This window comes from Stenotrophomonas maltophilia, assembly GCF_013464915.1.
Classification (GTDB): domain Bacteria; phylum Pseudomonadota; class Gammaproteobacteria; order Xanthomonadales; family Xanthomonadaceae; genus Stenotrophomonas; species Stenotrophomonas maltophilia_AT.
The window spans coordinates 26,905-47,619 of the sequence record NZ_RAVT01000002.1 but is presented as its reverse complement, the minus strand read 5'-3'; the positions used below and the strand labels follow the sequence as shown (position 1 = coordinate 47,619).

Genomic DNA, 20,715 nt, shown 5'->3' with positions numbered 1-20,715 from the left:
AATGCGACGGTTCTGGGCCAACCTGCTTGGCAACCAGCTGGTCTGGCTGTGCGCCGTGGCCGGGGCCGGGCGCGGCTGGCAGTGGCCCGCGTTGCTGGCTGCTTCGCTCTACATCGGCAGCCAGCTGCTGACGTCGGCGCATCCGCGACTGGACCTGCGGCTGCTGGTGCTTGCGTTGGCCTGCGCCTGGCTGGTCGACGCCAGCGCGGCCGCCAGCGGCACCGTGCGCTATGCCGCCGCCCCACTGGGATGGGCGCCGCCGCCCTGGATCATGGCCTTGTGGGCTGCATTCGCAATGACCCTGACCACTTCGATGCGCTTCCTGCAGCGCCATCCTGCCCTGCCGCCCCTGTTCGGCCTGCTGCTGGCGCCACTGGCCTACCTGTCGGCCGCGCATGGATACGGTGCGGTGCAGTTCAACAGCCCGATGTGGCAGGGCGTCCTGATGCTGGGCACAGGCTGGGCCATTGCACTTTCCCTGTTGTGCCGCGCCGCCCGCCCGCGCACCACACCGCAGCCACCTCTCATCGGAGCGTCATCATGATCAATCTGCTCTGGGTGCTGCTGTATGCAGTGCTGGTGATGAGCTGGGGCTGGGCCTGGCAGCGCTGCCACCACAACATCGGTGTTGTGGATGTGCTCTGGGCCAAGGGCGTGGCCGCGGCCGCGCTGCTGCTGGCGTTGCTGGGCGATGGAGCGGTGGCGCCACGGGTGGCGCTGGCTGTGCTCGGCGGCCTGTGGGGCGGTCGCCTGGCCTTTCATCTATGGCATCGCGTCCGGCACGAAGAAGAGGACGGGCGCTATCGCTACCTTCGTGACCACTGGCAGGGACACCAGGGAAAGATCTTCGGGTTCCTCATGGCACAGGCACTGCTGGTGGGGTTGTTCGCCCTGCCCTTCGTCGCGGTCGCCGGCAATCAGACCGCTGGCATGACGCGATGGGTGCTGGCGGCCGCGCTCGTCTGGCTGCTGAGCGTGGGCGGAGAGGCGCTGGCCGACCGCCAGCTGGCCCGGTTCCGCGCCAATCCGGCGAACAAGGGCCACACCTGCCGTGACGGGCTCTGGCGGTATTCCCGCCACCCCAACTACTTCTTCGAGTGGCTGCACTGGTTCACCTACGTACTGCTGGCCGTCGGCTCCCCGCTGTGGTGGCTGGCCTGGCTCGGCCCCGTGCTGATGTATGTATTCCTGCGCTATCTCAGCGGCGTCCCGTTCACCGAAAAGCAGGCCCTGCGCAGCCGCGGCGACGACTACCGCGCTTACCAGCGCAGCACGCCGATGTTCTTCCCCTGGTTCCCCCGCCCTTCCAAGGAGCATTCCGCATGAACGCGATACCGTCACTGAATCCGGCCGAGGAAGCAGAAACCGGGCTGACCGCCTGGGCCGAACGTGGCCTGCTGCCGGATGCCGCGTTGCGTGCCGGTATCCGGCGACTGTGCGCGCAGCGCCTGCAGGAGGAATCAGAAGGTGGCATCGAAGCGCAGTCCGCGCGTTTCAGCCGCCGCATCGCCGAACTGGCCGACAGCCCGCTGGCGCTGCATACCGATGCAGCCAATCGCCAGCATTACGAAGTGCCCGCAGCGTTCTTCCAGGCCTGCCTGGGCAAGCGGCTGAAGTACAGCAGCTGCTACTACCCCGCTGGTCACGAAACGCTGGACCAGGCTGAAGAAGCAATGCTGGAGCTGTACGGCCAGCGCGCTGGCCTGGCAGATGGACAGCACATCCTGGAACTGGGCTGCGGCTGGGGCTCGCTGACGCTGTGGATGGCCGAGCGCTATCCGCACGCAGCAATCACTGCCGTGTCCAACTCGCACAGCCAGCGCGATCACATCATGGCGCAGTGCCAGGCACGAGGGCTGCACAACGTGCAGGTGCTCACCCGTGACGTGAACCAGCTGGAGTTGCCCTCGGCGCAGTTTGATCGCTGCGTTTCGGTCGAGATGTTCGAGCACGTGCGCAACTACGAGCGCCTGCTGGCGCGCATTGCGCAGTGGCTGAAGCCGGACGGTGCGTTGTTCGTGCACATCTTCGCCCATCGCACGCTGATGTACCCGTTCGAAACCGAGGGTGGCGACAACTGGATGGGCCGCCACTTCTTCACCGGCGGCCTGATGCCCGCCGCCGATACCCTGTTGCATTTCCAGCGCGACCTGCGGCTCGACCAGCGCTGGCTGCTTGATGGCCGCCACTACCAGCGCACCGCCGAACACTGGCTGGCCAATCAGGACGCTGCACGCGACCGGGTGATGCCGGTGCTGTCGGCGACCTACGGTGCGGCGGCCGCACGCATCTGGTGGCAGCGCTGGCGGATGTTCTGGATGGCATGCGCCGAACTGTTCGGCTACGACGATGGCCAGCAATGGCTGGTGGCCCATTACCTGTTCCGTCCCCGCTGAGGTGTGACATGCGCATGTTCCCACTGCTTCCGCTGATCGCGGTCGGCCTGTTCGGCTCAGGCTGCTCCTCCAGCGACACCCGGCCACTTCCACATGCGCCTTCGGTGGATGTGCCGCGCTTCATGGGCGACTGGTACGTGATCGCCCATATCCCGTCCTGGCCCGAACGCGATGCCTACGATGCAGTGGAAAGCTATGCGTTGAAGCCCGACGGGCGCATCCAGACCACCTTCACCTATCGCAAGGGCGGCTTCGATGCCCCGCAGAGGTCGATGCACCCCATCGGCCATGTCGAAGAAGAAGGCCGTGGTGCGGTCTGGGGCATGCAGTTCATCTGGCCGATCCAGGCCGAGTACATCATCGCCTGGCTGGATGACGACTACCGCCAGACCATCGTGGCGCGCAGCAAGCGCGACTATGTCTGGTACATGGCACGCACGCCGCAGGTGTCCGACGCCGATTACCAGAAGGCCGTGCAGCGCATCGCCGACATGGGCTATGACATCCAGAAGCTTCGCCGCGTACCGCAGTCGGTCCGAAGCACGCCTTGAGCGGACGGCGCCCCGCCCTCCTGCATTCCTGCTGTACGACGCAGATTCAATGCTCTGGGAACTGCATCCACCCGCGTCCTCGGAACGTACATAAGATGCCTGCGCTCTGCAGGCGTCCCGTGGAGGAAGGCACCATGAACACGCTTCAGCGCATGGCCACCGCAATGGGTTTTGCCGCACTGGCTTCAGTAAGCTCGGCGAGCTTCGCCGCCAACACCGTGATGGTCGGCGGAGCGGCGATGTACCCGACCCGGACCATTGTGGAGAACGCGGTCAACTCGAAAGACCACACCACCCTGGTGGCAGCGGTCAAGGCCGCCGGCCTGGTGGATACCCTGAACGGCGCAGGCCCGTTCACGGTCTTCGCCCCCACCAATGCAGCCTTCAACAAACTGCCTGCCGGAACCGTTGATACGCTGGTCAAGCCGGAAAACAAGGCGCAGCTGACGAAGATCCTCACCTATCACGTTGTGCCAGGCAATTACAGTTCGGCCTGGCTGATGTCCGATGCCAGGAAGCATGGCGGCAAGGCGACGCTCAAGACCGTCGAGGGGGAGCCTCTCACCGTCGTGCTTCGCGATGGCGCGTTGTGGGTGGTTGATGCAAAAGGCGGAAAGGCCTCCATCAGCATCGCCGACGTGGGTCAGTCCAACGGCGTGATCCACGTCATCGACACGGTGCTCATGCCGAAATGATCGCTCGATGCGCGGCGGGCATTCGATGGAATGCCCGTTGCCGCACGTGCCGACCGGCGTACTACCATTGGAGGGCGACTGTGACGGACGATCAGGACAACGCGCAACGATCCAGATCAGTCCACGGGCAGGCCGGGCGCATGGATTGGCCTTCACGATTATCGAGATAATCAATCGACGACGTGATTATCGATACCCGTTGGCAATCAATCTTTAGGAATAATCGCAAAAGTCGGGCAATTTCGGTGTTCGACGCGACAGCAGCGCCAGAATGATCGCCACGCCCCATGGGCGCCGATCACCTCCCTGCGCATGAATGGATTCCCTGCACCGCGTCGGCTGCGGCTGGCGCTCCTGGACGATCATGAAATCGTCCGTCGCGGCACCGCCCTGCATCTGTCCAGCGATGCCCGCTTCAGCATCGTCGCCAGTCATGCTCGCAGTGACGAATTCATCGACAGCCTGCGGAAGATGCCCGTGGACGTAGCAATCATCGATCTGGCGCTGGGCCGTGAGGACCGCGGCACCGCAGAACTGGTGAGCCTGCTACGTGACTGTTTTGCCCGGGTTCCCCTGCTGGCCTTCGCCACCCTCTCGCCCACCACGCACATCAGCCAGCTGATTGCCAGCGGCATCAGCGGGGTCGTCAGCAAGGCAGAGCCGCTGCACATGTTGTCGGACGCGATCGTACGCATATCCCAAGGCCTGACGCGACTACCACCGGATGTCACCCTTCCAGGCCGTTGCCACGAACTCAGCCGCAACGAGCGTGAAGTGCTTGATCTTCTGCTCGCAGGACTGACCGTTTCGGAGATCGCGCTCCAACGTCATCGCAGCATAAAGACGATCAGCACACAGAAGACCGCGGCCCTGCGCAAACTCGGGCTGCGCAACGATGCCGAGATCTACGCCATGCGACAACTGCCGGAATCGCCGTGAGGCCGCGCGAACGAATGCACACCTCGCCCCTGCTGCTGGCCCTCATCCTGTTGCCAGCCGCCTCGGCCGAGGATGTGCTCTCACATCAGTGGCCGGCGGGGCGCGAAGTGCGGGTAGCCACCGCACCATCACTACACCCGATACCGGCAGCCCTCGCCGATACGACGCCACTCCCCACCCTGGTACACGGCTATGCCAAGCTGGTGGCGCGACACGCGCAACTGCAGTTCATCGAACAACCGCACCCCAGCACCGGCGCATCCCTGGCTGCAGTCTGCAGCCGCGACGCAGACCTGGTGCTGGTGGTGGGTGGCAGCGTGCACCTGCAGCCGCCCTGCCCCGGGCTGGTCACATCCAGCACCTTCCGCGGCGACAAGACCATGCTGGCCGGACGCACCGGCGAGCGACTGCCCCGCGATACCGTGGAACTGGAGGGTCGGGTACTGGCAGTGGTCGAAGGGGGGCCGTATGCAGGCTGGCTGGAGGCACACCACCCGCGCATCCGCCTGCTGCACCTGAGCGACCGCCATGCTGCACTGGCGGCGGTCGAGCGCGGCATCGCCGATGCGGCCATCGGCGTGGAAACCACCCTGCGACCACTGATAGGCCGGCACTTCGCCGGACGCCTGCATCTACAGCCCTTCGACAGTGACGTCTCCACCGATCTGCATCTGCTCGCCCGCCGCGAAGACCGGCAACTGCTGGAACGCATCGAACAGGCACTGCGCGAGATCACACTGGAGGAGCATGCCGGCCTGCTGCAGTCATGGGCGCAACAGGCGGCACCCGCTTCGATGCAGCAGGCGCTGGACTGGATGCACCAGCTGCCCCTGCCCTGGCCGCTGGGCCTCGTTGCAGCACTCACCGTCATCTCGGTCCTGTGGCAAGCACGGCACAGGCGCCTGCACAGCGAACGCCACGCCCGGGCGCGAGCGATTGGCATGTTCAGCCACGAGGTGCGCAATTCGGCTCAGGCGGTGCTGGCCTCGATCGACCTGCTCAACCAGTCTTCGCCCCCCCGCGGACAGCGCGAGCTGCTGGCCGCTGCACATGCAGCCGGCTCTTCACTGCGCAACCTGCTCAACCGCTCGCTGGAATTCTCACGCCTGGCCAGCGGCACCTTCAAGCCGAACGCGCAACCCTGCGACATCGCACGACTCTGCCGCCAGTCGCTGGATGCGATTCGTCCCCAGGTTCGACAGCGCGGGCTGACGCTTCGCTTCGACTGTCTCCCCGAGCCTTTCCCCATCATCGCCATCGACCCGGAGGGGCTGCGTCAGATCATCGACAACCTGCTGGGAAACGCACTGAAATTCACCGATGTCGGCGGTATCGAGCTGCGCCTTCAACTGACCCCAGGCAACGGCCCTCGTGAACTCATGCTGGATGTGATCGACAGCGGTATCGGCATCATTGCAGAGCAACTCCCCCTGCTGTTCCAGCCATTCCAGCAGGGCGAAGACGGCAAGGAGCGCGGCGGCAGCGGACTGGGACTGATGATCGTGCATCAGCTTGGCCGCGCAATGGGCGGCAACCTGTCAGTGCACAGCGTCCCCGGGCGAGGCAGTCGCTTCACCCTGCGTCTGCCGGTACGCCCCGCCAAGGCCGAGGCCCTGTCAGGCGCAACCGACGTGGGAACGCCGCTCGGCGGCCTTGAGCTGCTGCTGGTGGAAGACCATGCACTCAATCGTAGGGTCATCAGCGAGCAGCTGCGCCGCCTGGGTGCCGATGTGCACGCGTTTGGCGACGCCGCCAGCGCGCTTGCCGAGCAGGCCGTGCGGCCACGCAGCGTGATCCTGCTCGACATCGGGCTCGGGGATATGGATGGCTATGCGCTGGCCATGCGGTTGCGCAGGCAGGCACGTAACCCACTGCGACTGATCGCGCTGTCGGCACGCCGCGATCGTCGTCATGTGGCGCGCTGCCGTAAAGCCGGGTTTGATGCCACCCTGACCAAGCCACTACAGCTTGAGTCACTGCTGCGGGCGCTGGAGCGGCCGGTGACCGCACAGACCATCACATCGGGCACGGCCGCCTGTGACCCCGCCTACATGACGGATATCGGACACGAGCTGATGAAGATCGAACAGGCCATGGATGACGCCAGCACCACTGACCTGTGCCATCACGCACACCGCCTACAGGGAACCCTGCAGATGTACGGTGCCACCGCACAGGCGAACACGGCGGCCGACCTGTGGGAGCTGGGTTGCGACGCCGCACCGGACTGGACCGATGCGCGACGCCTGCTGCGAGCCCTGCAGCAATGGCACGGCTCCCGCACTGCGGAAGCCATGCCCAGGACCTGATCAGGCCGCCAGACGCTCGACCTGGCGACGGGTCAGGTCGTTGAAGCGACCCAGCGACATCAGGTGCTGGTGGATCAGGGCCAGCCAGCCGCTGCGGTGCCACTCGACCACGGTCGCTTCCGGCAGCGCGACGAATTTCTCGACGTCGACGACCTGGAAGCCATTGAGGTTGAACTCACGGCCATCCGGGGTACGCACGGTGGCATTGCGCTCGACCAGCAGGCCGTTGTCGATCAGGGCCTTGGAGAAGGCCTGGGTCTGCTCGTGCTCACGGGTGAACTGACCACAGAACTCCAGCGCCTGCTGCACCATGTCGGTGGCCTTGCCGTCGACAAACAGCGGCTGGCCTTCGTCACCGCCCTTGACCACGCGCGAGCTTTCTTCGTCGATGCCCAGCAGGAAATCATTGTCCGAGCCGGTGTCGATGAAGATGAAGGGGTGGCGGCGCAGGTAGGCCGGGATGTAGGCCTCGTCTTCCCACAGACCGTCCTTGATGAACAGGTTCTGGTCGGATACGCCAACGGCGGCCATCGGCACTGCAGTCGGGCCAGCGAACAGGATCGGGAAGTGGTGCAGTGCCAGCGAGAACTCGCCGAGCACCAGCGGAATGGCGTTGTTGCCCGCGGCAAACTCGAGCCTGCCCGGCAGGATGCGCAGGTCGGCGTGCACATCGGCCTGCAGCGGCACCGGACGGGTGTAGAACAGGGGGGCGTTGCTCGGCGCCGCTTCGGTGGTGGTGTCGCTGGTGGTGGTCATCTTGGGAACCGTTCGATCATGCGCGCCTGCCATCCCGGGCGCGCCAGCGGGAACAACCTGAATCCCGCATTATCAACAAGCGCGATGACAACGGCCACCCCATCGATGGCCTATTTCAGCTGCAGGGGGTACCGCTGCCAGAGCACATGGACCAGGAAACCGGCCAGTTCGGTGTCGCGGGCGCTGACCGCCGCGCGGATCTTGTCCAGCAGCACCATGTCCGAGCAGGAGCGCACATCGGCGTGGTTGGCCTGCCCCGCCCGGCGCGCGCGATAGCGTGCGGCCCGCTGCGCATCACTCATGGCGTACCCGAACTTGGGCGGACGACCGCGCTTTCGCGGCAGGGTCAGCTCCAGGGTTCCGGGGTCTTTGTCATCACGCATGAGAGGGGTGCGGGCGGCGGCGAGCAACGGGGGGTGCGCAATTTATCGTGAGGCATCACTTTAATCCAGCTTTTTCTGCACTTTTGTTGCAGTGCAGTGCAAATACATCGCGCGCCGCATGGATCCATCCACGCATGGCGAGGATCTACTGACGCGCCGGCAGCCCGATCTCCCGATGGATGCCGCACCACGCGAATGTACACGCCCATTCCAGGCCATGCGCAACGACATCCAGTAGATCCACGCCATGCGTGGATACGGGACGCCACCAACACCCACAAAAAAGGGAGCCCGCGCACGGGCTCCCCTCGCCTTTCTCATGCAACCCGCACCGGCTCGTAGCCATGCAGGTGCGCTTCGCTGCTGGCCCGTCCCTGGCTGAGCGAGCGCAGCGAGGTGGTGTAACCCACCAGCTGCGCCAGCGGCGCGAAACCGCTGACCTCGGCACGACCGTCCTGGTCGTCGATGCGGGCAATGCGACCGTGGCGGCGGTTGAGGTCGCCGACCACATCGCCCACCGACGCCGACGGCGAATGCACCGTCACCGCCATCACCGGCTCCAGCAGCTGCGTGCCACCCTCGGCCAGCGCCGCCTTGATCGCCTCGGCACCCGCGCGATGGAACGCCATCTCCGAAGAGTCCTTGGCATGGGTCTGGCCATCGACCAGACTGACCTCGATACCGACCACCGGATGCCCCTGTGGCCCCTCCGACAGCGCGGCACGCACGCCCTTCTCCACCGCTGCGATGAAGCTGCGCGGCACCACGCCACCGACGATGCGGTCGTTGAACACCACCTGGTCGTCGTCACGCGGCACCACGTCCAGCACCACGTGCGCGAACTGGCCCTGGCCACCGGTCTGCTTGACCAGCCGCCCGACCACACCGGACATCGCCCGCATCGGCGTCTCCTGGTAGGCCACGCGTGGCGCACCCACGCCCACATCGACCTTCCACTCGCTACGCAGGCGCTCGACCATCACCTCCAGGTGCAGCTCGCCCATGCCCCAGACCAGGGTCTCCGCCGTGTCGCGGTCGGTTTCGACGCGGAACGAGGGATCTTCCTGGGCCAGGCTGGCCAGCCCCTGCGCCATCCGGATCAGGTCGGCCGCACGCGCCGGCTCCAGCCGCCAGGCCAGTACCGGCGCCTGTGCCTGGATGTTCTCCAGGCGCAGCGGCTGTGCTCGGCCGCTCAGCGTTTCACCACTGACCGCATCCTTCCAGCCCAGCACCGCCACGATATCGCCGGCCACGGCCTGTTCAATGTCGTGGGTCTGGTCAGCCTGCACCCGCACCAGGCGGCTGACACGCCGACCCTGCGGATGCTGCGAACTGGACACCGCGTCGCCTACCTTCAACGTGCCCGAGTACAGCCGCACGAAGCTCAGCGCACCGTGCTGCTGATGGGTGATCTTGAACAGCAGGCCTGCCAGCGGACCGTCGGGATCCGGCGGCAACACCACGTCGCCGCCTTCGCTTTCGGCAGTCACCGCAGGACGATCCAGTGGCGACGGCAGGTAATCGACCACCGCATCCAGCAGCGTCTCGATGCCCTTGTCCTTGAAGGCCGCACCGGCCAGCACCGGCACGCCCGCACCGGCCAGCGTCGCCCGGCGGATCGCCGCGCGCAACAGCTCGGCATCGATCACGCGACCTTCCAGCCAGGCATCGGCCAGTTGTTCGTCGTGATCAGCTACGGCCTCGACCAGTGCGTCGCGCTGCGGCTGCCACAGGGTGCGCGCCGCGTCGTCCCACGGGGTGATCCTCGCCACGGCAGCGTCCTGCCACTGCAGCACGCGCTGATCGACCAGGTCGACCCAGCCGTTGAAGCCGCTTTCGCTGCCCAACGGCACGCCCAGCGCCCACGGGCGTGCCTGCAGCTTGTCCTGCAACTGCTCCAGCACGCGCTCGAACGAGGCGCCGACGCGGTCCATCTTGTTGACGAAGGCGATCAGCGGCACGCGATGGCGGCGCGCCTGGCGCCACACCGTCTCCGACTGCGGCTGCACGCCGTCCACGGCCGAGAACACGGCCACGGCGCCGTCGAGCACGCGCAGCGAACGTTCGACTTCAATGGCGAAGTCGATGTGGCCGGGGGTGTCGATCAGGGTCAGCCGATGCGGCGGCAGGTCGCGCGGCGCCCACTGTGCCTGCACGGCGGCCGCGCCGATGGTGATGCCACGTTCGCGCTCGATCGCCGAGAAATCGGTGGTCGCATTGCCATCGTGCACTTCGCCGACGCGATGGATCTCTCCGCTTTTCCACAGCAGGCGTTCGGTCAGCGTGGTCTTGCCGGCGTCGATGTGGGCAATGATGCCGAGGTTGCGACGGCGGGAAAGGGTCTGGGTGTTCATGAGAAAGGTTCCTGCAAAGCCAACTCCAGGGGCCGCACACCCCGGTTGGCGACAGGGTGCGCGGCTAGCGTTCGGTCTCGGCGATCTGGTGCATGGCACGTTCTCCTTGGCGGCACTGGGTAGAGTCGACTGGGTAGGGCCGACTGGGTAGGGCCGACTGGGTAGAGTCGATTGGGTAGAGTCGATTGGGTAGAGTCGACGGTTAGTCGACTTGCGGGAAATMAGAAACGAAAAGAGCGCCCCGGAGGGCGCTCTGTCGAAGGTCCAGCGATGGCCGTCTCAACGGCCTCGTGGCACTCCAGGCAGACACGCCCGTTCCGCGCTTGCGCGGGTCAGGGTGAAAAACTTCAGGAGCGGCATCCGGTTCATGGGGCGCATTCTAGACCTGCCAATCTGGCGCGCAAGTGAATATTGCGCACACAAATAGAACGATGAGGCCGGTCGGCATCGGGGTCGGATCCCTTTGCGACGGCAAAGGGATCCGACCCCAGCTCGGCTCACTTGCAGTCGTGCAGCTTGCGCGCCTCACCCACGGTCACAGCCTGCTTGTCGACAGTGGACACCCAGCCTTTCAGCGACATCCCTGCATCGACACCCGGCGAGCGAGGCGCGCCATGGATCACCAGTTCAGTCCAGCTATCGACGGGAGCCAGTTCGGCCAGCCGTGCGGCCTGGTCGTCGTCGGTGCTGAACGTATCGTCGGGCGCGGACGGCCCCACCTTGTTCACCGTCTCGGTCTTGCGTGCGCGCACCCGCACCGCACCTTCGGGCAGGCGCTGAGTGATCACTTCGTAGCGCTCCACGCCATAGGCCCACGAACCTTCACGCGTGCTGCGCAGTTCGCTGCCGTCGTCCGCATACTCGATCGTTTCGCCGGTCAAGCCCACCACCGCGGCCACGCCGCCGATTCCGGCCATCATCGCCTCGTAGGCGACCATCTGCCGCTGCTCGATGGTCAGCGTGCCCGCCGCCGGCTTCATGCCGGGCAGATTCAGATACGCCGCCTTGTTGCACATCAGCAGTACACGCTGATCGTCCCATCGCATCATGATTTCGCCATTGGCGAAGTACTCGGTCGTGAAAGACGTCACCGCAGCGCCCGGCGCCTTCGAGTAACGGGTATCGATGCTGGAGGCCTGCACGACGGCATCTTCAAGCGACAGCGTGCCGGCGTGTGCGGCACCTGTCAGGCTGATCAGCGAAACAGACAGCGCAACGCGGCGCACGATACGGTTCATGACGGTCATTCCTTTGAAAAATGCGAACCGCCAATGATAGAGCGTTACGCAGTACCCGGTGCGACCCAGGCCGCCCCAGCTGATCCAGGCTAGGTCACCACCACCAGCGGCACTCCGCGGCGCGGATGCTCCAGCACCACCACATCCTGCTGGTAGACCCTTCGCAGGTTGTCCTCGGTCAGCACCTGCAACGGCGTGCCATCGGCGGCCACCCTGCCCTGCTCCAGCAACACGATGCGATCGGCATAGCCGGCGGCCAGGTTCAGATCGTGCAGCACCACGATCACGCACGCACCGGCTTCGGCACAGGCGCGCACACTGCGCAGCGTGCGTTCCTGGTGACGCAGATCGAGCGCGGCAGTCGGCTCATCCAGCAGCAGCAACGGCGTGGTCTGTGCCAGCACGCGCGCGAACGTGGTCCGCGCGGACTCGCCACCGGACAGCTGCTGCACTTCGCGCAGCCGCAATGCCTGCAGTTCGGCAGCATCGATTGCAGCTTCCACCTGGGCGTCATCGGTGACCGGATCCGGCGGATGCGGCAACCGCCCCATCGCCACCACTTCCTCCACGCTGAAGGCAAAGCGCACGCCGTGCTCCTGCGGCATCACCGCGCGCTGGCGCGCCAGCGGCCCGGCCTTGTACCCCGCCAACGGTTTGCCCAGCAGGCTTACCTCACCTGCATCTGCGCGCAGATCACCGGCCGCAACGGCCAGCAAGGTCGACTTGCCCGCGCCATTCGGGCCCACCAGCGCGGTCACCGTACCCGGTTCGAACGCCAGCGAGATGCCATGCAGGATCTCGCGCTGCTGGCGGCGCACCAGCACCTCGTGCAGCTTCAACAGCACGCTCATGGCGCGGCCTTGCGGCGCTGCTGCAGCACCAGCCAGAGGAAGAACGGCGCACCCAGTGCGGCCGAGAACAGGCCCAGCGGAATCTCCGCAGGCGGATCGAGCGTGCGTGCGGCGGTATCGGCCACCACGATCAGCAGCGCACCGAGCAGCCCGGACAACGGCAGCAGCCAGCGATGACCGGGGCCGACCAGCAGGCGCGCCACGTGCGGCACCACCAGGCCGACGAAACTGATCGAGCCGGCGAACGCCACCGCTGCGCCCACCAGCAGCGCGCTGAACGCCACCAAGCGACGCCGCGTGCGGGTCACATCCAGCCCGAGGTGCTGTGCCTGGCGTTCGCCCAGCGCCAGCATGTCCAGCGGCGTGGCCAACCGCTGCAACGCAAACACGCCGATGGCGAACAACGGCACCACCGCCGCCACGTCGGCCCAGTTGGCGCGTGCCAGCGAGCCCATCTGCCAGAACACCAGCGACTGCAGTTCGCTTTCGCTGGCGATATATGTGAGGAAACCAATCAACGCCGAGCAGAACGCCGCCATCGCGATGCCGACCAGCAGCAGCGTGGCGTTGCCCGTACCCTTGCCGGGCCGGGCCAATGCGTAGGTCAGGCCGATTGCCAGTGCGCCGCCAGCGAACGCGGCCACCGGCACCAGCCAACCGGCCGCACCCGCAGCGCCCAGCACGATGGCGGCAACTGCACCCAGTGCGGCGCCCTGGCTGACACCGACAATGCCAGGATCGGCCAACGGATTCCCGAACAGGCCCTGCAGGCTGGCACCAGCCATCGCCAGCGACGCGCCCACCATCGCACCCAGCAGGGCACGCGGAATGCGCAGCTGCCAGACCACCGCCAGATCGCGGCTGCTGACTGCCTGCGGATCAAGCAGGCCCAGCTTCACTGCCAACGCCTGCATCACCTCCAGCGGCGGCAAGCGCAGCGGACCCACGGCAAACGACGCCAGCACTGCCCCCAGCAGTGCCAGCAACGCCACCATCAACATCGTCCGCCCGCGACGGCGGCGCCGATCCGCTGGACTCATGCCTTCGGCATCGCCGAAAACGCCTTGGCCAGCGCCAGCGCCCCGGCACCGGAGCCGACACTGGTGTACTTCAGCTGCACATCGGGCATCACCCAGACCCGGTTGGCCTGCCCGGCCGGGGTCTGCTTCAGCGTCGGGTACGCCTTCCACAGGCCTTCGGCACCGCCGAACAGCTGCAGATCGTGCTCGGTCACCAGGATCACCTCCGGCGCCGCGGCGACCACGCCTTCATTGCTCAGCTGCGAGTAGTTCTTAACCCCGGCCTCGGTGCCGATGTTGACGCCGCCGGCCAGTGCGATCAGCTGCGCCGACGCGCTGTCGGCACCCGCAACGGTCGGTGAGCCACCGGCACCTGTTGCCGAGACGTGGATCACTCGTGGCGCATGGCCCAGGCCCTTGCCAATCGATGCGGCCTCATCGAGCTGGCGCTGCACCTGGGTGGCCAGCGTCTGCCCTGCCTCGACCAGCCCCAGCGCGGCGGCAACCTTGCGCACCTTCTCCGGTGCGGGCTGCAGGTCATCGATGACCACGGCCGGCTCGCCCACTTCGCGCAGCTTCTTTGCCAGCTCGGTATGCCGACGCAGGCTGTTGCCCAGGAACAGCGAGCCCTTCAGGCTGAGCACGCCCTCCACGCCCGTAGTGCGGTTGAACAGGAACTGGTGTGGCGCGGCCAGGCCGGCCTGGGTAGTGGTATTGGTCGGCGCAGCGAACACCTGCTTGCCCAGCCCCAGCGCCTCGATCACCGCAATGACATCGTCACCACCTGCGATGATGCGGCTGGTATCGGCCACTTCGACGTCGGCACCATCATCGGAATGCACCTTGGCCGGCAGCGAAGCCTTCTGGTCGCGCACAGCCGGCATCTCGGCACCGGCCACGCGCTGCCACCCTGCCGGCAATGCGGCTTCCGCAGCCGGCGCTGCGGCCGACGGCTCGGCAGGCTTCGCAGCGTCCGAGGAGGCCGAGGGCCCGCCACAGGCTGCCAGCGCGAGTGAAACAGCCAGCGGAAGCGCACACAGGCGCAGACGGGAAGCGATGTTCATGGACATTCTCCTTGCAGGCAGGGCGACGCGCACGCCGCCCCGCCGGGTGACTTACTGCTTGGGGGTGATGCGGGTGATGCGGTCACCCTTCGGGTCTTCAGCACCGCGCGACTTGTTCACCGCGAACACGTTGCCCTTGCCGTCGGCGCGGACATGGTTCGGCAGCGTGCCACCGTCGAGGTTGGCGACCACCTTGCCGTCGCCATTCACCACGGTGACGGTGCCGGCGCCGCGGTTGCTCACATAGGCCAGACCGGAGGCGTCATCGAACGCGACGTTCAGCGCACCGGCGCCGACCGGCACATCGTGCAGCACTTTGCCGGCGGCGACATCGACGATCAGCAGGTTGTCGGTGCCCTGCGAGGCCACATACAGGCGATTGCGCGCTGCGTCGAAGGCCACGCCCGAGGCGCTGATCGAATTGCCCAGGTCGATGACCTTCTCGACCTTGCCGCTGGCCACGTCGATCACTGCCGCTTCCGGGGTGCCGATGCTGACGGTGAACAGCTTGCCGCCCTTCTCGTCCAGCACCAGGCTCATCGGGGTGAACTTGCCGTCGTCCACGCCGGACTCCAGCGTCACCGCCGGCAGCTCCTTGAGGGTCTTGGCGTCGAACACCGACAGGTGGTCCTCGCCGGTGGCCGAGGCGAACACCTTGCCGTGGGTGCCGTCGACCACCACGTCGCGCGCGTGCGGCACGGCATCGACCGGGAACTGGTGGACCAGCGACAGATCCTTCTGGCGGTAGACGGCAATCGAGTTCTGGCGGGTATTGGTCACCCAGACGTTGCCGTTGGTGTCATCCACGCCCACGCCATAGACCGCGTACACCGCACCGTTGGTGCTGCCCGGCACCTGCGCCGGGGTGATCGCCTTGGTCACCTTCAGCGACTTCGGGTCCAGCTTCAGCAGCTGCGACTGGGTCACCGGCGGGCGGCCCACGGCCGAGGTGACGAACACCGCGTTGCTGGCGGCGCTGTAGGCGGACTGGTACAGGCCCGGCACCAGCTTGTTGGACTGGGTGGCGAACTGCGCCTGGCCGGACAGCGGCAGCTGCGGCGACACGCGCAGCTTCAGCACCGTTGCCGCGGCCGGCTGGCTGGCGCGCACCACCACCGGGTGAGTGCCCGGCACGGCGTCGGCCGGAATGTTCAGCTGGGTCTTGAAGTTGCCATCGGCATCGACCACCAGCGGCTGCGTGTTGAGCACGCTGTCGCCACGCAGCAGGCTGACCTTCTGGCCCGGCACGAAGCCACGACCGATCACGTCGGCGGTGCTGCCGGGAACCACGTTCTCACCGCGCGAGACAACTTCACCCTTGAAGGTGGCGTTGGCGGGCTGATCGAACACCGGCTGCGCGGTGGCGGTCACCGCCAGCAACAGGCCGGCGGCGAGAGAGGTAAGGCGGAGAGACGGACGGAACGACATGGAAGGCTCCTTGCACACGTAGGCCGCGCCACGTGGCGCGGGATTCATCGGTTGCCTGGGCCGCTGCACGCCGGCAGCCTCGCCTGGGTAGTGGGGTCGCACGGCATCGCGTGCGAAGGGATTCATTCGGCGGCGTTGTCACCGCCAGTGGGGGCGCCATCACCGGCGCTGCGATCGGTCACGCCGTACAGTTCGTGCAGCGCTGCGTGGAACGAGGCCGGCAGCATCGGGCCATGGCCCAGCCCCTCGAACTCGCGATACTGCACGCTCAGTCCCGGTACCTTGGCCAGCCGCTCGGACAACTGCATGGCCGCATCCGGCGTGGCACCGCCAATGCGGCGCAGGTGCGCGACCACGCGCGGATTGTTCATGTCGCGCTTGCCGCGATCGCCAACACGCTCGGCACCGCCCAGCATCAGCCACACGCGTGCCGGCTGGCCATGCACGTTCTGCACGAACTGCTGCTCGGGATCGCCCAGCGCCGCGCCTTGGCTCCACCACAGCGACGGGCTGGCGGCCAGATAGGACTGGAACGCCGCGGGTCGGGTATACAGCGCATTGAGCACGAACAGACCGCCCAGCGAGTGGCCCCACAGCGCTTGCTGCTGCGCATCGATGCGTGCACGGCGCTCGACTTCCGGCTTGACGCGGCGCTCGATCACATCGAGGAAGGCAGCCGCGCCACCGCCTACCGCCTGCGTGCTGCCGCTCTCGTCGTCGGCGCGGTCGATCCACGCGGTGTAATCACGGGTGCGCGCCTTGGAATCGATGCGCAGATCGTTGTCATAGCCGATCAGTACCAGCACCGGCGGCACCTTGCGTGCCGCCAGCTCAGCCAGGATCGGCTGGTCCAGCACCATCGCCACGGCGTTGCCATCCAGCGCGTACAGCACCGGCAGCGGCGACTTGCCGGCCCTGGCCGGGATCGCCACATTCACCCGCCAGCGGCGTTGCTGGTCCGGGCTGTCCACCACGAACTGCTCGAAGCGATAGCTGGCCGCGGGCTCGTCAAGCACGGTGTGGCCGATCTTCTGCAGCGGATTGCGCTGCTGCGCATGGGCGTACGGGGTGGACAGGAGCAGACCCATCATCAAGGCGACCAGTCCGCGGACCAGCGGACCACGGTGCGAAGGCAGGACGAAATGCTTCATCGGCGGCGGCAGGAGCGGCCCGCGGCCGCCGGTTCACAAGGGACCGCAGTCTACCTTAAACGCGAATGATTATCACATCGATCGAACGTCACGCTGTGTATCACGCGCGCGCATGCCCTGCTGCACAGGGGGCGGCACTTCCCCTATTTTTCCGCCCACCGGGGCATTGGATCGCTCCGCTTACAGCGCAGCCATGGACGGCGGGCACGTTGCCGCCGGCCGGGCCGCGTTTATCGCGCCACGACCGCCATGGGATCGGATCCCATGAATGTGAGACCCTCTTGAAGCACACCGCACTGATCGCCCTCACCCTCGGCCTGCTTGCACCGTTGGCCGCGCACGCCGCGCAGGATCTGTCGACGCTCTACCAGGCCTATGAAGAGGCCGGCAATTCGACCCTGAGCATGGAAGAGCTCAACCAGACGGTGACCTTCACCGCCGTGGCACTGGGCGTCTCCAGCAACCTGGCAGGCGAACCGCTGATTGAGGCCGGCGATGACCAGGGCAATGTCCTGGCCCGGCTGACCACCTCCGATGACCAGCAGGCCGCCAAGCTGGGCGGCCTGGAAGAAGGCGCCCTCTTCACCGCTAGCTGCACGCTGCAGTTCAGCTCCGGCACGGACTACCTGTCCTTCGGTGATTGCGCCATCAAGTAAAGACGAAGCCGGCGAAACGCCGGCTTCTTTTCATTGCCTCCGTAGCGTCGAGCCACGCTCGACTTCCACAGCGTCACGGCCCCGAAGGCACCGGACCGTAAACATTCTCCTGCGGCGTGCCCGGCAGCAGCGAGAAGATCATGATCACGATTCCACCGCCCGGCACCAGCGCCAGCAGGAACAGCCAGCCCGACTGGTTGCAGTCATGCAGGCGGCGCACGGTCACGGCGATCAGCGGAACGATCGTGGCCAGCCACATCACACACAGCAGCACCACCATGCCGATCAGGATGCCGGCCAGCGCATCGGCACTGTTGCGCAGCAGGATCGCCAGCACACCGGCCAGCAGCATCACCGCCGTCGCCACCAGGAACAGGAACAGCTGGTACATCCAGTACTCGCGGCGGTTGGCGCGGCCCTCGAACTGGGCATAGCGCTTCAACGGCAGAATCATTTCCTGCACGGCATCAATCCTTGAAAAAGTGGCCGCGCAGTGTGCCAAATGCAGGCGCGCAGAACAATGTGGCGACGAACCATGCTCGACTGCCATTGCCCCCTGTAGAGCCGAGCCATGCTCGGCTGCTGTTCCAGAAGGCACCCGTAACCCGCGCAAGAGCGAAGTCGAGCATGGCTCGACGCTACATGAACCGACTCAGCGGCCCTTCGCGGCCCTTGCCGCTTCGCGCTCGGCACGCAGCCGGTCCAGCTTTTCCTTCAGCTTGATTTCGAGCCCTCGCGGCACTGGGTTGTAGTACACGCGCTCGCCCATCGCATCCGGGAAGCCGGTCTGGTCCAGCGCGATGCCACCCTCCGCATCGTGGTCATACTGGTACTCGGCGCCGTAGCCCAGCTCCTTCATCAGCTTGGTCGGCGCGTTGCGCAGGTGCAGCGGCACTTCTTCGGTGCCACTCTCGCGCACATCGGCCTTGGCCTGATTGAAGGCCGCATAGCCGGCATTCGACTTGGCCGTGCTGGCCAGGTACAGCACCAGCTGAGCAAAGGCGAGCTCGCCTTCCGGACTGCCCAGCCGCTCGTAGATGTCCCAGGCTTCCAGCGCCATGCTCTGTGCACGAGGGTCGGCCAGACCGATATCCTCGATGGCCATGCGGGTCAGTCGGCGTGCCAGATACGACGGATCGCAACCGCCGTCGAGCATGCGGGTCAGCCAGTACAGCGCCGCATCCGGATTGGAGCTGCGCACGGATTTGTGCAGCGCCGAGATCTGGTCGTAGAACTGCTCGCCGCCCTTGTCGAAGCGACGGGTGCGGTCGGCCAGCACCTGGGTCAGGGTCTGCGGCGTGATGCGACCGCCCTCCCCGCCCGCCAGCTCGGCGGCGATTTCCAGCAGGGTCAGCGCACGACGCACGTCACCATCAGCAGCGGTGGCAATTTCCAGCAGCAACTCGGGGGCGACCTCGATGCCCTCCTCGCCCAGGCCGCGTTCGCGGTCGCCCAGTGCACGCTCCAGCGCCTCGACGATATCCGTGGGCGAAACGCCTTCCAGCACATGCACGCGGCAGCGCGACAGCAGTGCCGAGTTCAGCTCGAACGACGGATTTTCAGTGGTGGCGCCGACGAACAGGATGGTGCCGCGCTCGATGTGCGGCAGGAACGCGTCCTGCTGTGCCTTGTTGAAGCGATGCACCTCGTCCACGAACAGCACGGTGCGGCGACCTTCGGCGAACCGTTGCGCAGCCTCGGCCAGCACCTGGCGCACTTCCGGCAGCCCGGACAGCACCGCGGAGATGGCACGGAACTCTGCATCGGAGTACTCGGCCAGCAGCAGCGCCAGCGTGGTCTTGCCACAGCCCGGCGGCCCCCACAGGATCATCGAATGCACGCGCCCGGATTCGACCGCGCGGCGCAGCGCGCTGTCCGGCGCCAGCAGGCGCTTCTGCCCGACCATCTCGTCGAGGGTGCGCGGGCGCATGCGCTCGGCCAGCGGGCGCAGATGTTCCCGATCGACGCTCAGCAGATCGGGGCCGGGAAAGGAAGTTGAACGATGTCTTGCCACGCGGTCATTGTACCGCGAGAGCGCGCCAACCAAGGTTGGTACCCACCAACGCCAGGCCACGGGAATCGGTAGTGCCGGCCGCTGGTCGGCAGATCAAAAGCGTGTCAACCAAGGTTGACACCTACCAAGGCGATGCCGGTTGACACCCACCCAAGCAGGTAGCGCCGGGCCATGCCCGGCGACCCTTATCAGTTACCGATGACGTCGGTGCCCTTCGGCGGGGTGAAGCTGAAGGTGCCGGCGGCGAAGCCCGGGTTGCGCTTCCAGCCGCTGAAGCTGATCACGGTGCGCTGGCCGACCGCGTCGGTGATCTCCATCTTGGCCAGGCCCTGGGCGTTGAAGCCCAGCGCGGCGTACTGGAAGCTGGCTTCGGTTTCGCGCTTCGGCGACAGCGACAGCCACTGCAGGCCGTCGCGCTGCGCGGCCTCTTCACTCACGTCGTACTGCTGCTCCAGCAGCGCCGGGTTGATCAGCGCGGTCAGCGGGCTGTTCTGCTCTTCCTTGCCCTGCTCGCGCACGGTGGCCTGCTCCAGGTCCGGCTCGTACATCCAGACCTTCTTGCCATCAGCCACGATCAGCTGTTCGTGCGGGCGCACGTACTCCCAGCGGAACAGGCGCGGCGCCGACAGGGCCACGCGACCGCTGGTCGATTCCTTCACCTTGCCGCGGCTGTCGAACACCTGCTGGCTGAACTGGCCATCCAGGCCCTTCAGGCCACTGGTGAAGGTCTTCAGGTCATCGCGGGCGCCTGCCCACGCGCTGCCGGCGGCGGCGCAGGCCACGGCCAGGGTGGTGGTGGCAAGGAAACGGCGGAAGCGGAAGTTCATGCGGGAATCCTGTGGGCGCGAGCGCCAGGAAAGGTGGTTGCCAGTGTGCCCGGGCAAAGATGAATGGGCGATCAGGGCGACATT

General features: G+C 66.4%; 20 protein-coding genes. 8 read left to right on the top strand and 12 right to left on the bottom strand.

Going from position 1 to position 20,715, the window contains the following annotated elements:
* Position 1: 1 nt before the first annotated feature.
* From D7T59_RS00220 to D7T59_RS00190, 7 genes are all read left to right on the top strand, one after another.
* The gene (locus tag D7T59_RS00220; RefSeq protein ID WP_164136633.1) at positions 2-544 is read left to right on the top strand and encodes a DUF2878 domain-containing protein; all 543 of its coding nucleotides are present in this window, start codon (positions 2-4) and stop codon (positions 542-544) included.
* Positions 541-1,326, top strand: a complete 786-nt coding sequence (locus D7T59_RS00215) for a DUF1295 domain-containing protein (RefSeq protein WP_180850774.1) — start codon at positions 541-543, stop codon at positions 1,324-1,326. The genes D7T59_RS00220 and D7T59_RS00215 overlap by 4 nt, the downstream gene beginning before the upstream one ends.
* Complete coding sequence (locus D7T59_RS00210; protein ID WP_180850773.1) at positions 1,323-2,396, top strand: SAM-dependent methyltransferase; 1,074 nt, start codon at positions 1,323-1,325, stop codon at positions 2,394-2,396. Before D7T59_RS00215 ends, D7T59_RS00210 begins: the two co-directional genes overlap by 4 nt.
* Positions 2,397-2,404: 8 nt before the next feature.
* Positions 2,405-2,947, top strand: coding sequence for a lipocalin family protein (locus D7T59_RS00205; RefSeq protein ID WP_180850772.1), 543 nt, complete (start codon positions 2,405-2,407; stop codon positions 2,945-2,947).
* Between the two features lie 134 nt (positions 2,948-3,081).
* Entirely contained in the window at positions 3,082-3,642 is a 561-nt protein-coding gene (locus D7T59_RS00200; protein WP_164136629.1) for a fasciclin domain-containing protein, read from the top strand.
* A 312-nt stretch (positions 3,643-3,954) separates the two neighbouring features.
* The gene (locus D7T59_RS00195; protein ID WP_180850771.1) at positions 3,955-4,581 is read left to right on the top strand and encodes a LuxR C-terminal-related transcriptional regulator; all 627 of its coding nucleotides are present in this window, start codon (positions 3,955-3,957) and stop codon (positions 4,579-4,581) included.
* Between the two features lie 14 nt (positions 4,582-4,595).
* Positions 4,596-6,890: an ATP-binding protein gene (locus tag D7T59_RS00190; RefSeq protein ID WP_180850770.1), complete on the top strand. Its 2,295-nt coding sequence runs from the start codon at positions 4,596-4,598 to the stop codon at positions 6,888-6,890.
* On the opposite strand, the gene D7T59_RS00185 is transcribed toward D7T59_RS00190, so the two are convergent.
* The 9 genes from D7T59_RS00185 to D7T59_RS00145 all read right to left on the bottom strand — a co-directional run bounded on the left by D7T59_RS00185 (position 6,891) and on the right by D7T59_RS00145 (position 17,134).
* Positions 6,891-7,646, bottom strand: coding sequence for a SapC family protein (locus tag D7T59_RS00185; RefSeq protein ID WP_012480151.1), 756 nt, complete (start codon positions 7,644-7,646; stop codon positions 6,891-6,893).
* Positions 7,647-7,756: 110 nt separating this feature from the next.
* Entirely contained in the window at positions 7,757-8,029 is a 273-nt protein-coding gene (locus D7T59_RS00180; protein WP_005409616.1) for a hypothetical protein, read from the bottom strand.
* Between the two features lie 317 nt (positions 8,030-8,346).
* A complete protein-coding gene (fusA, locus tag D7T59_RS00175; protein ID WP_180850769.1) occupies positions 8,347-10,383 on the bottom strand; it encodes an elongation factor G in 2,037 nt (678 codons plus the stop codon).
* Positions 10,384-10,880: 497 nt separating this feature from the next.
* Positions 10,881-11,621 carry a hypothetical protein gene (locus D7T59_RS00170; protein ID WP_180853136.1) on the bottom strand — a complete coding sequence of 247 codons (741 nt, stop codon included), beginning with the start codon at positions 11,619-11,621 and terminating at the stop codon, positions 10,881-10,883.
* Positions 11,622-11,710: 89 nt separating this feature from the next.
* Positions 11,711-12,472 carry a heme ABC transporter ATP-binding protein gene (locus D7T59_RS00165; protein ID WP_180853135.1) on the bottom strand — a complete coding sequence of 254 codons (762 nt, stop codon included), beginning with the start codon at positions 12,470-12,472 and terminating at the stop codon, positions 11,711-11,713.
* On the bottom strand, positions 12,469-13,512 hold the full coding sequence (locus D7T59_RS00160) for a FecCD family ABC transporter permease (RefSeq protein WP_111202636.1): 1,044 nt from the start codon (positions 13,510-13,512) through the stop codon (positions 12,469-12,471). The genes D7T59_RS00165 and D7T59_RS00160 overlap by 4 nt, the downstream gene beginning before the upstream one ends.
* A complete protein-coding gene (locus D7T59_RS00155; RefSeq protein ID WP_180853134.1) occupies positions 13,509-14,555 on the bottom strand; it encodes a heme/hemin ABC transporter substrate-binding protein in 1,047 nt (348 codons plus the stop codon). Before D7T59_RS00155 ends, D7T59_RS00160 begins: the two co-directional genes overlap by 4 nt.
* Before the next feature lie 51 nt (positions 14,556-14,606).
* The gene (locus tag D7T59_RS00150) at positions 14,607-15,983 is read right to left on the bottom strand and encodes a YncE family protein (RefSeq protein ID WP_180853133.1); all 1,377 of its coding nucleotides are present in this window, start codon (positions 15,981-15,983) and stop codon (positions 14,607-14,609) included.
* A 122-nt stretch (positions 15,984-16,105) separates the two neighbouring features.
* A complete protein-coding gene (locus D7T59_RS00145; RefSeq protein ID WP_180853132.1) occupies positions 16,106-17,134 on the bottom strand; it encodes an alpha/beta hydrolase in 1,029 nt (342 codons plus the stop codon).
* A gap of 281 nt (positions 17,135-17,415) precedes the next feature.
* Between D7T59_RS00145 and D7T59_RS00140 the strand changes: the two genes are divergently transcribed.
* A complete protein-coding gene (locus D7T59_RS00140) occupies positions 17,416-17,790 on the top strand; it encodes a hypothetical protein (RefSeq protein WP_180853131.1) in 375 nt (124 codons plus the stop codon).
* 73 nt (positions 17,791-17,863) lie between these two features.
* On the opposite strand, the gene D7T59_RS00135 is transcribed toward D7T59_RS00140, so the two are convergent.
* The 3 genes from D7T59_RS00135 to lolA all read right to left on the bottom strand — a co-directional run bounded on the left by D7T59_RS00135 (position 17,864) and on the right by lolA (position 20,631).
* On the bottom strand, positions 17,864-18,253 hold the full coding sequence (locus tag D7T59_RS00135) for a DUF805 domain-containing protein (protein WP_164136619.1): 390 nt from the start codon (positions 18,251-18,253) through the stop codon (positions 17,864-17,866).
* A gap of 189 nt (positions 18,254-18,442) precedes the next feature.
* Complete coding sequence (locus tag D7T59_RS00130) at positions 18,443-19,720, bottom strand: replication-associated recombination protein A (RefSeq protein WP_014037159.1); 1,278 nt, start codon at positions 19,718-19,720, stop codon at positions 18,443-18,445.
* Between the two features lie 272 nt (positions 19,721-19,992).
* The gene (lolA, locus tag D7T59_RS00125) at positions 19,993-20,631 is read right to left on the bottom strand and encodes an outer membrane lipoprotein periplasmic chaperone LolA (protein ID WP_005413289.1); all 639 of its coding nucleotides are present in this window, start codon (positions 20,629-20,631) and stop codon (positions 19,993-19,995) included.
* Positions 20,632-20,715 lie beyond the last annotated feature (84 nt).

Bases quoted from the DNA above. Each gene is read 5' to 3' on its own strand.
- D7T59_RS00220 (WP_164136633.1), top strand. From the start codon at position 2: ATGCGACGGTTCTGGGCCAACCTGCTTGGCAACCAGCTGGTCTGGCTG.
- D7T59_RS00215 (WP_180850774.1), top strand. From the start codon at position 541: ATGATCAATCTGCTCTGGGTGCTGCTGTATGCAGTGCTGGTGATGAGC.
- D7T59_RS00210 (WP_180850773.1), top strand. From the start codon at position 1,323: ATGAACGCGATACCGTCACTGAATCCGGCCGAGGAAGCAGAAACCGGG.
- D7T59_RS00205 (WP_180850772.1), top strand. From the start codon at position 2,405: ATGCGCATGTTCCCACTGCTTCCGCTGATCGCGGTCGGCCTGTTCGGC.
- D7T59_RS00200 (WP_164136629.1), top strand. From the start codon at position 3,082: ATGAACACGCTTCAGCGCATGGCCACCGCAATGGGTTTTGCCGCACTG.
- D7T59_RS00195 (WP_180850771.1), top strand. From the start codon at position 3,955: ATGAATGGATTCCCTGCACCGCGTCGGCTGCGGCTGGCGCTCCTGGAC.
- D7T59_RS00190 (WP_180850770.1), top strand. From the start codon at position 4,596: ATGCACACCTCGCCCCTGCTGCTGGCCCTCATCCTGTTGCCAGCCGCC.
- D7T59_RS00185 (WP_012480151.1), bottom strand. From the start codon at position 7,646: ATGACCACCACCAGCGACACCACCACCGAAGCGGCGCCGAGCAACGCC.
- D7T59_RS00180 (WP_005409616.1), bottom strand. From the start codon at position 8,029: ATGCGTGATGACAAAGACCCCGGAACCCTGGAGCTGACCCTGCCGCGA.
- fusA (WP_180850769.1), bottom strand. From the start codon at position 10,383: ATGAACACCCAGACCCTTTCCCGCCGTCGCAACCTCGGCATCATTGCC.
- D7T59_RS00170 (WP_180853136.1), bottom strand. From the start codon at position 11,621: ATGAACCGTATCGTGCGCCGCGTTGCGCTGTCTGTTTCGCTGATCAGC.
- D7T59_RS00165 (WP_180853135.1), bottom strand. From the start codon at position 12,472: ATGAGCGTGCTGTTGAAGCTGCACGAGGTGCTGGTGCGCCGCCAGCAG.
- D7T59_RS00160 (WP_111202636.1), bottom strand. From the start codon at position 13,512: ATGAGTCCAGCGGATCGGCGCCGCCGTCGCGGGCGGACGATGTTGATG.
- D7T59_RS00155 (WP_180853134.1), bottom strand. From the start codon at position 14,555: ATGAACATCGCTTCCCGTCTGCGCCTGTGTGCGCTTCCGCTGGCTGTT.
- D7T59_RS00150 (WP_180853133.1), bottom strand. From the start codon at position 15,983: ATGTCGTTCCGTCCGTCTCTCCGCCTTACCTCTCTCGCCGCCGGCCTG.
- D7T59_RS00145 (WP_180853132.1), bottom strand. From the start codon at position 17,134: ATGAAGCATTTCGTCCTGCCTTCGCACCGTGGTCCGCTGGTCCGCGGA.
- D7T59_RS00130 (WP_014037159.1), bottom strand. From the start codon at position 19,720: ATGCGCCCGCGCACCCTCGACGAGATGGTCGGGCAGAAGCGCCTGCTG.
- lolA (WP_005413289.1), bottom strand. From the start codon at position 20,631: ATGAACTTCCGCTTCCGCCGTTTCCTTGCCACCACCACCCTGGCCGTG.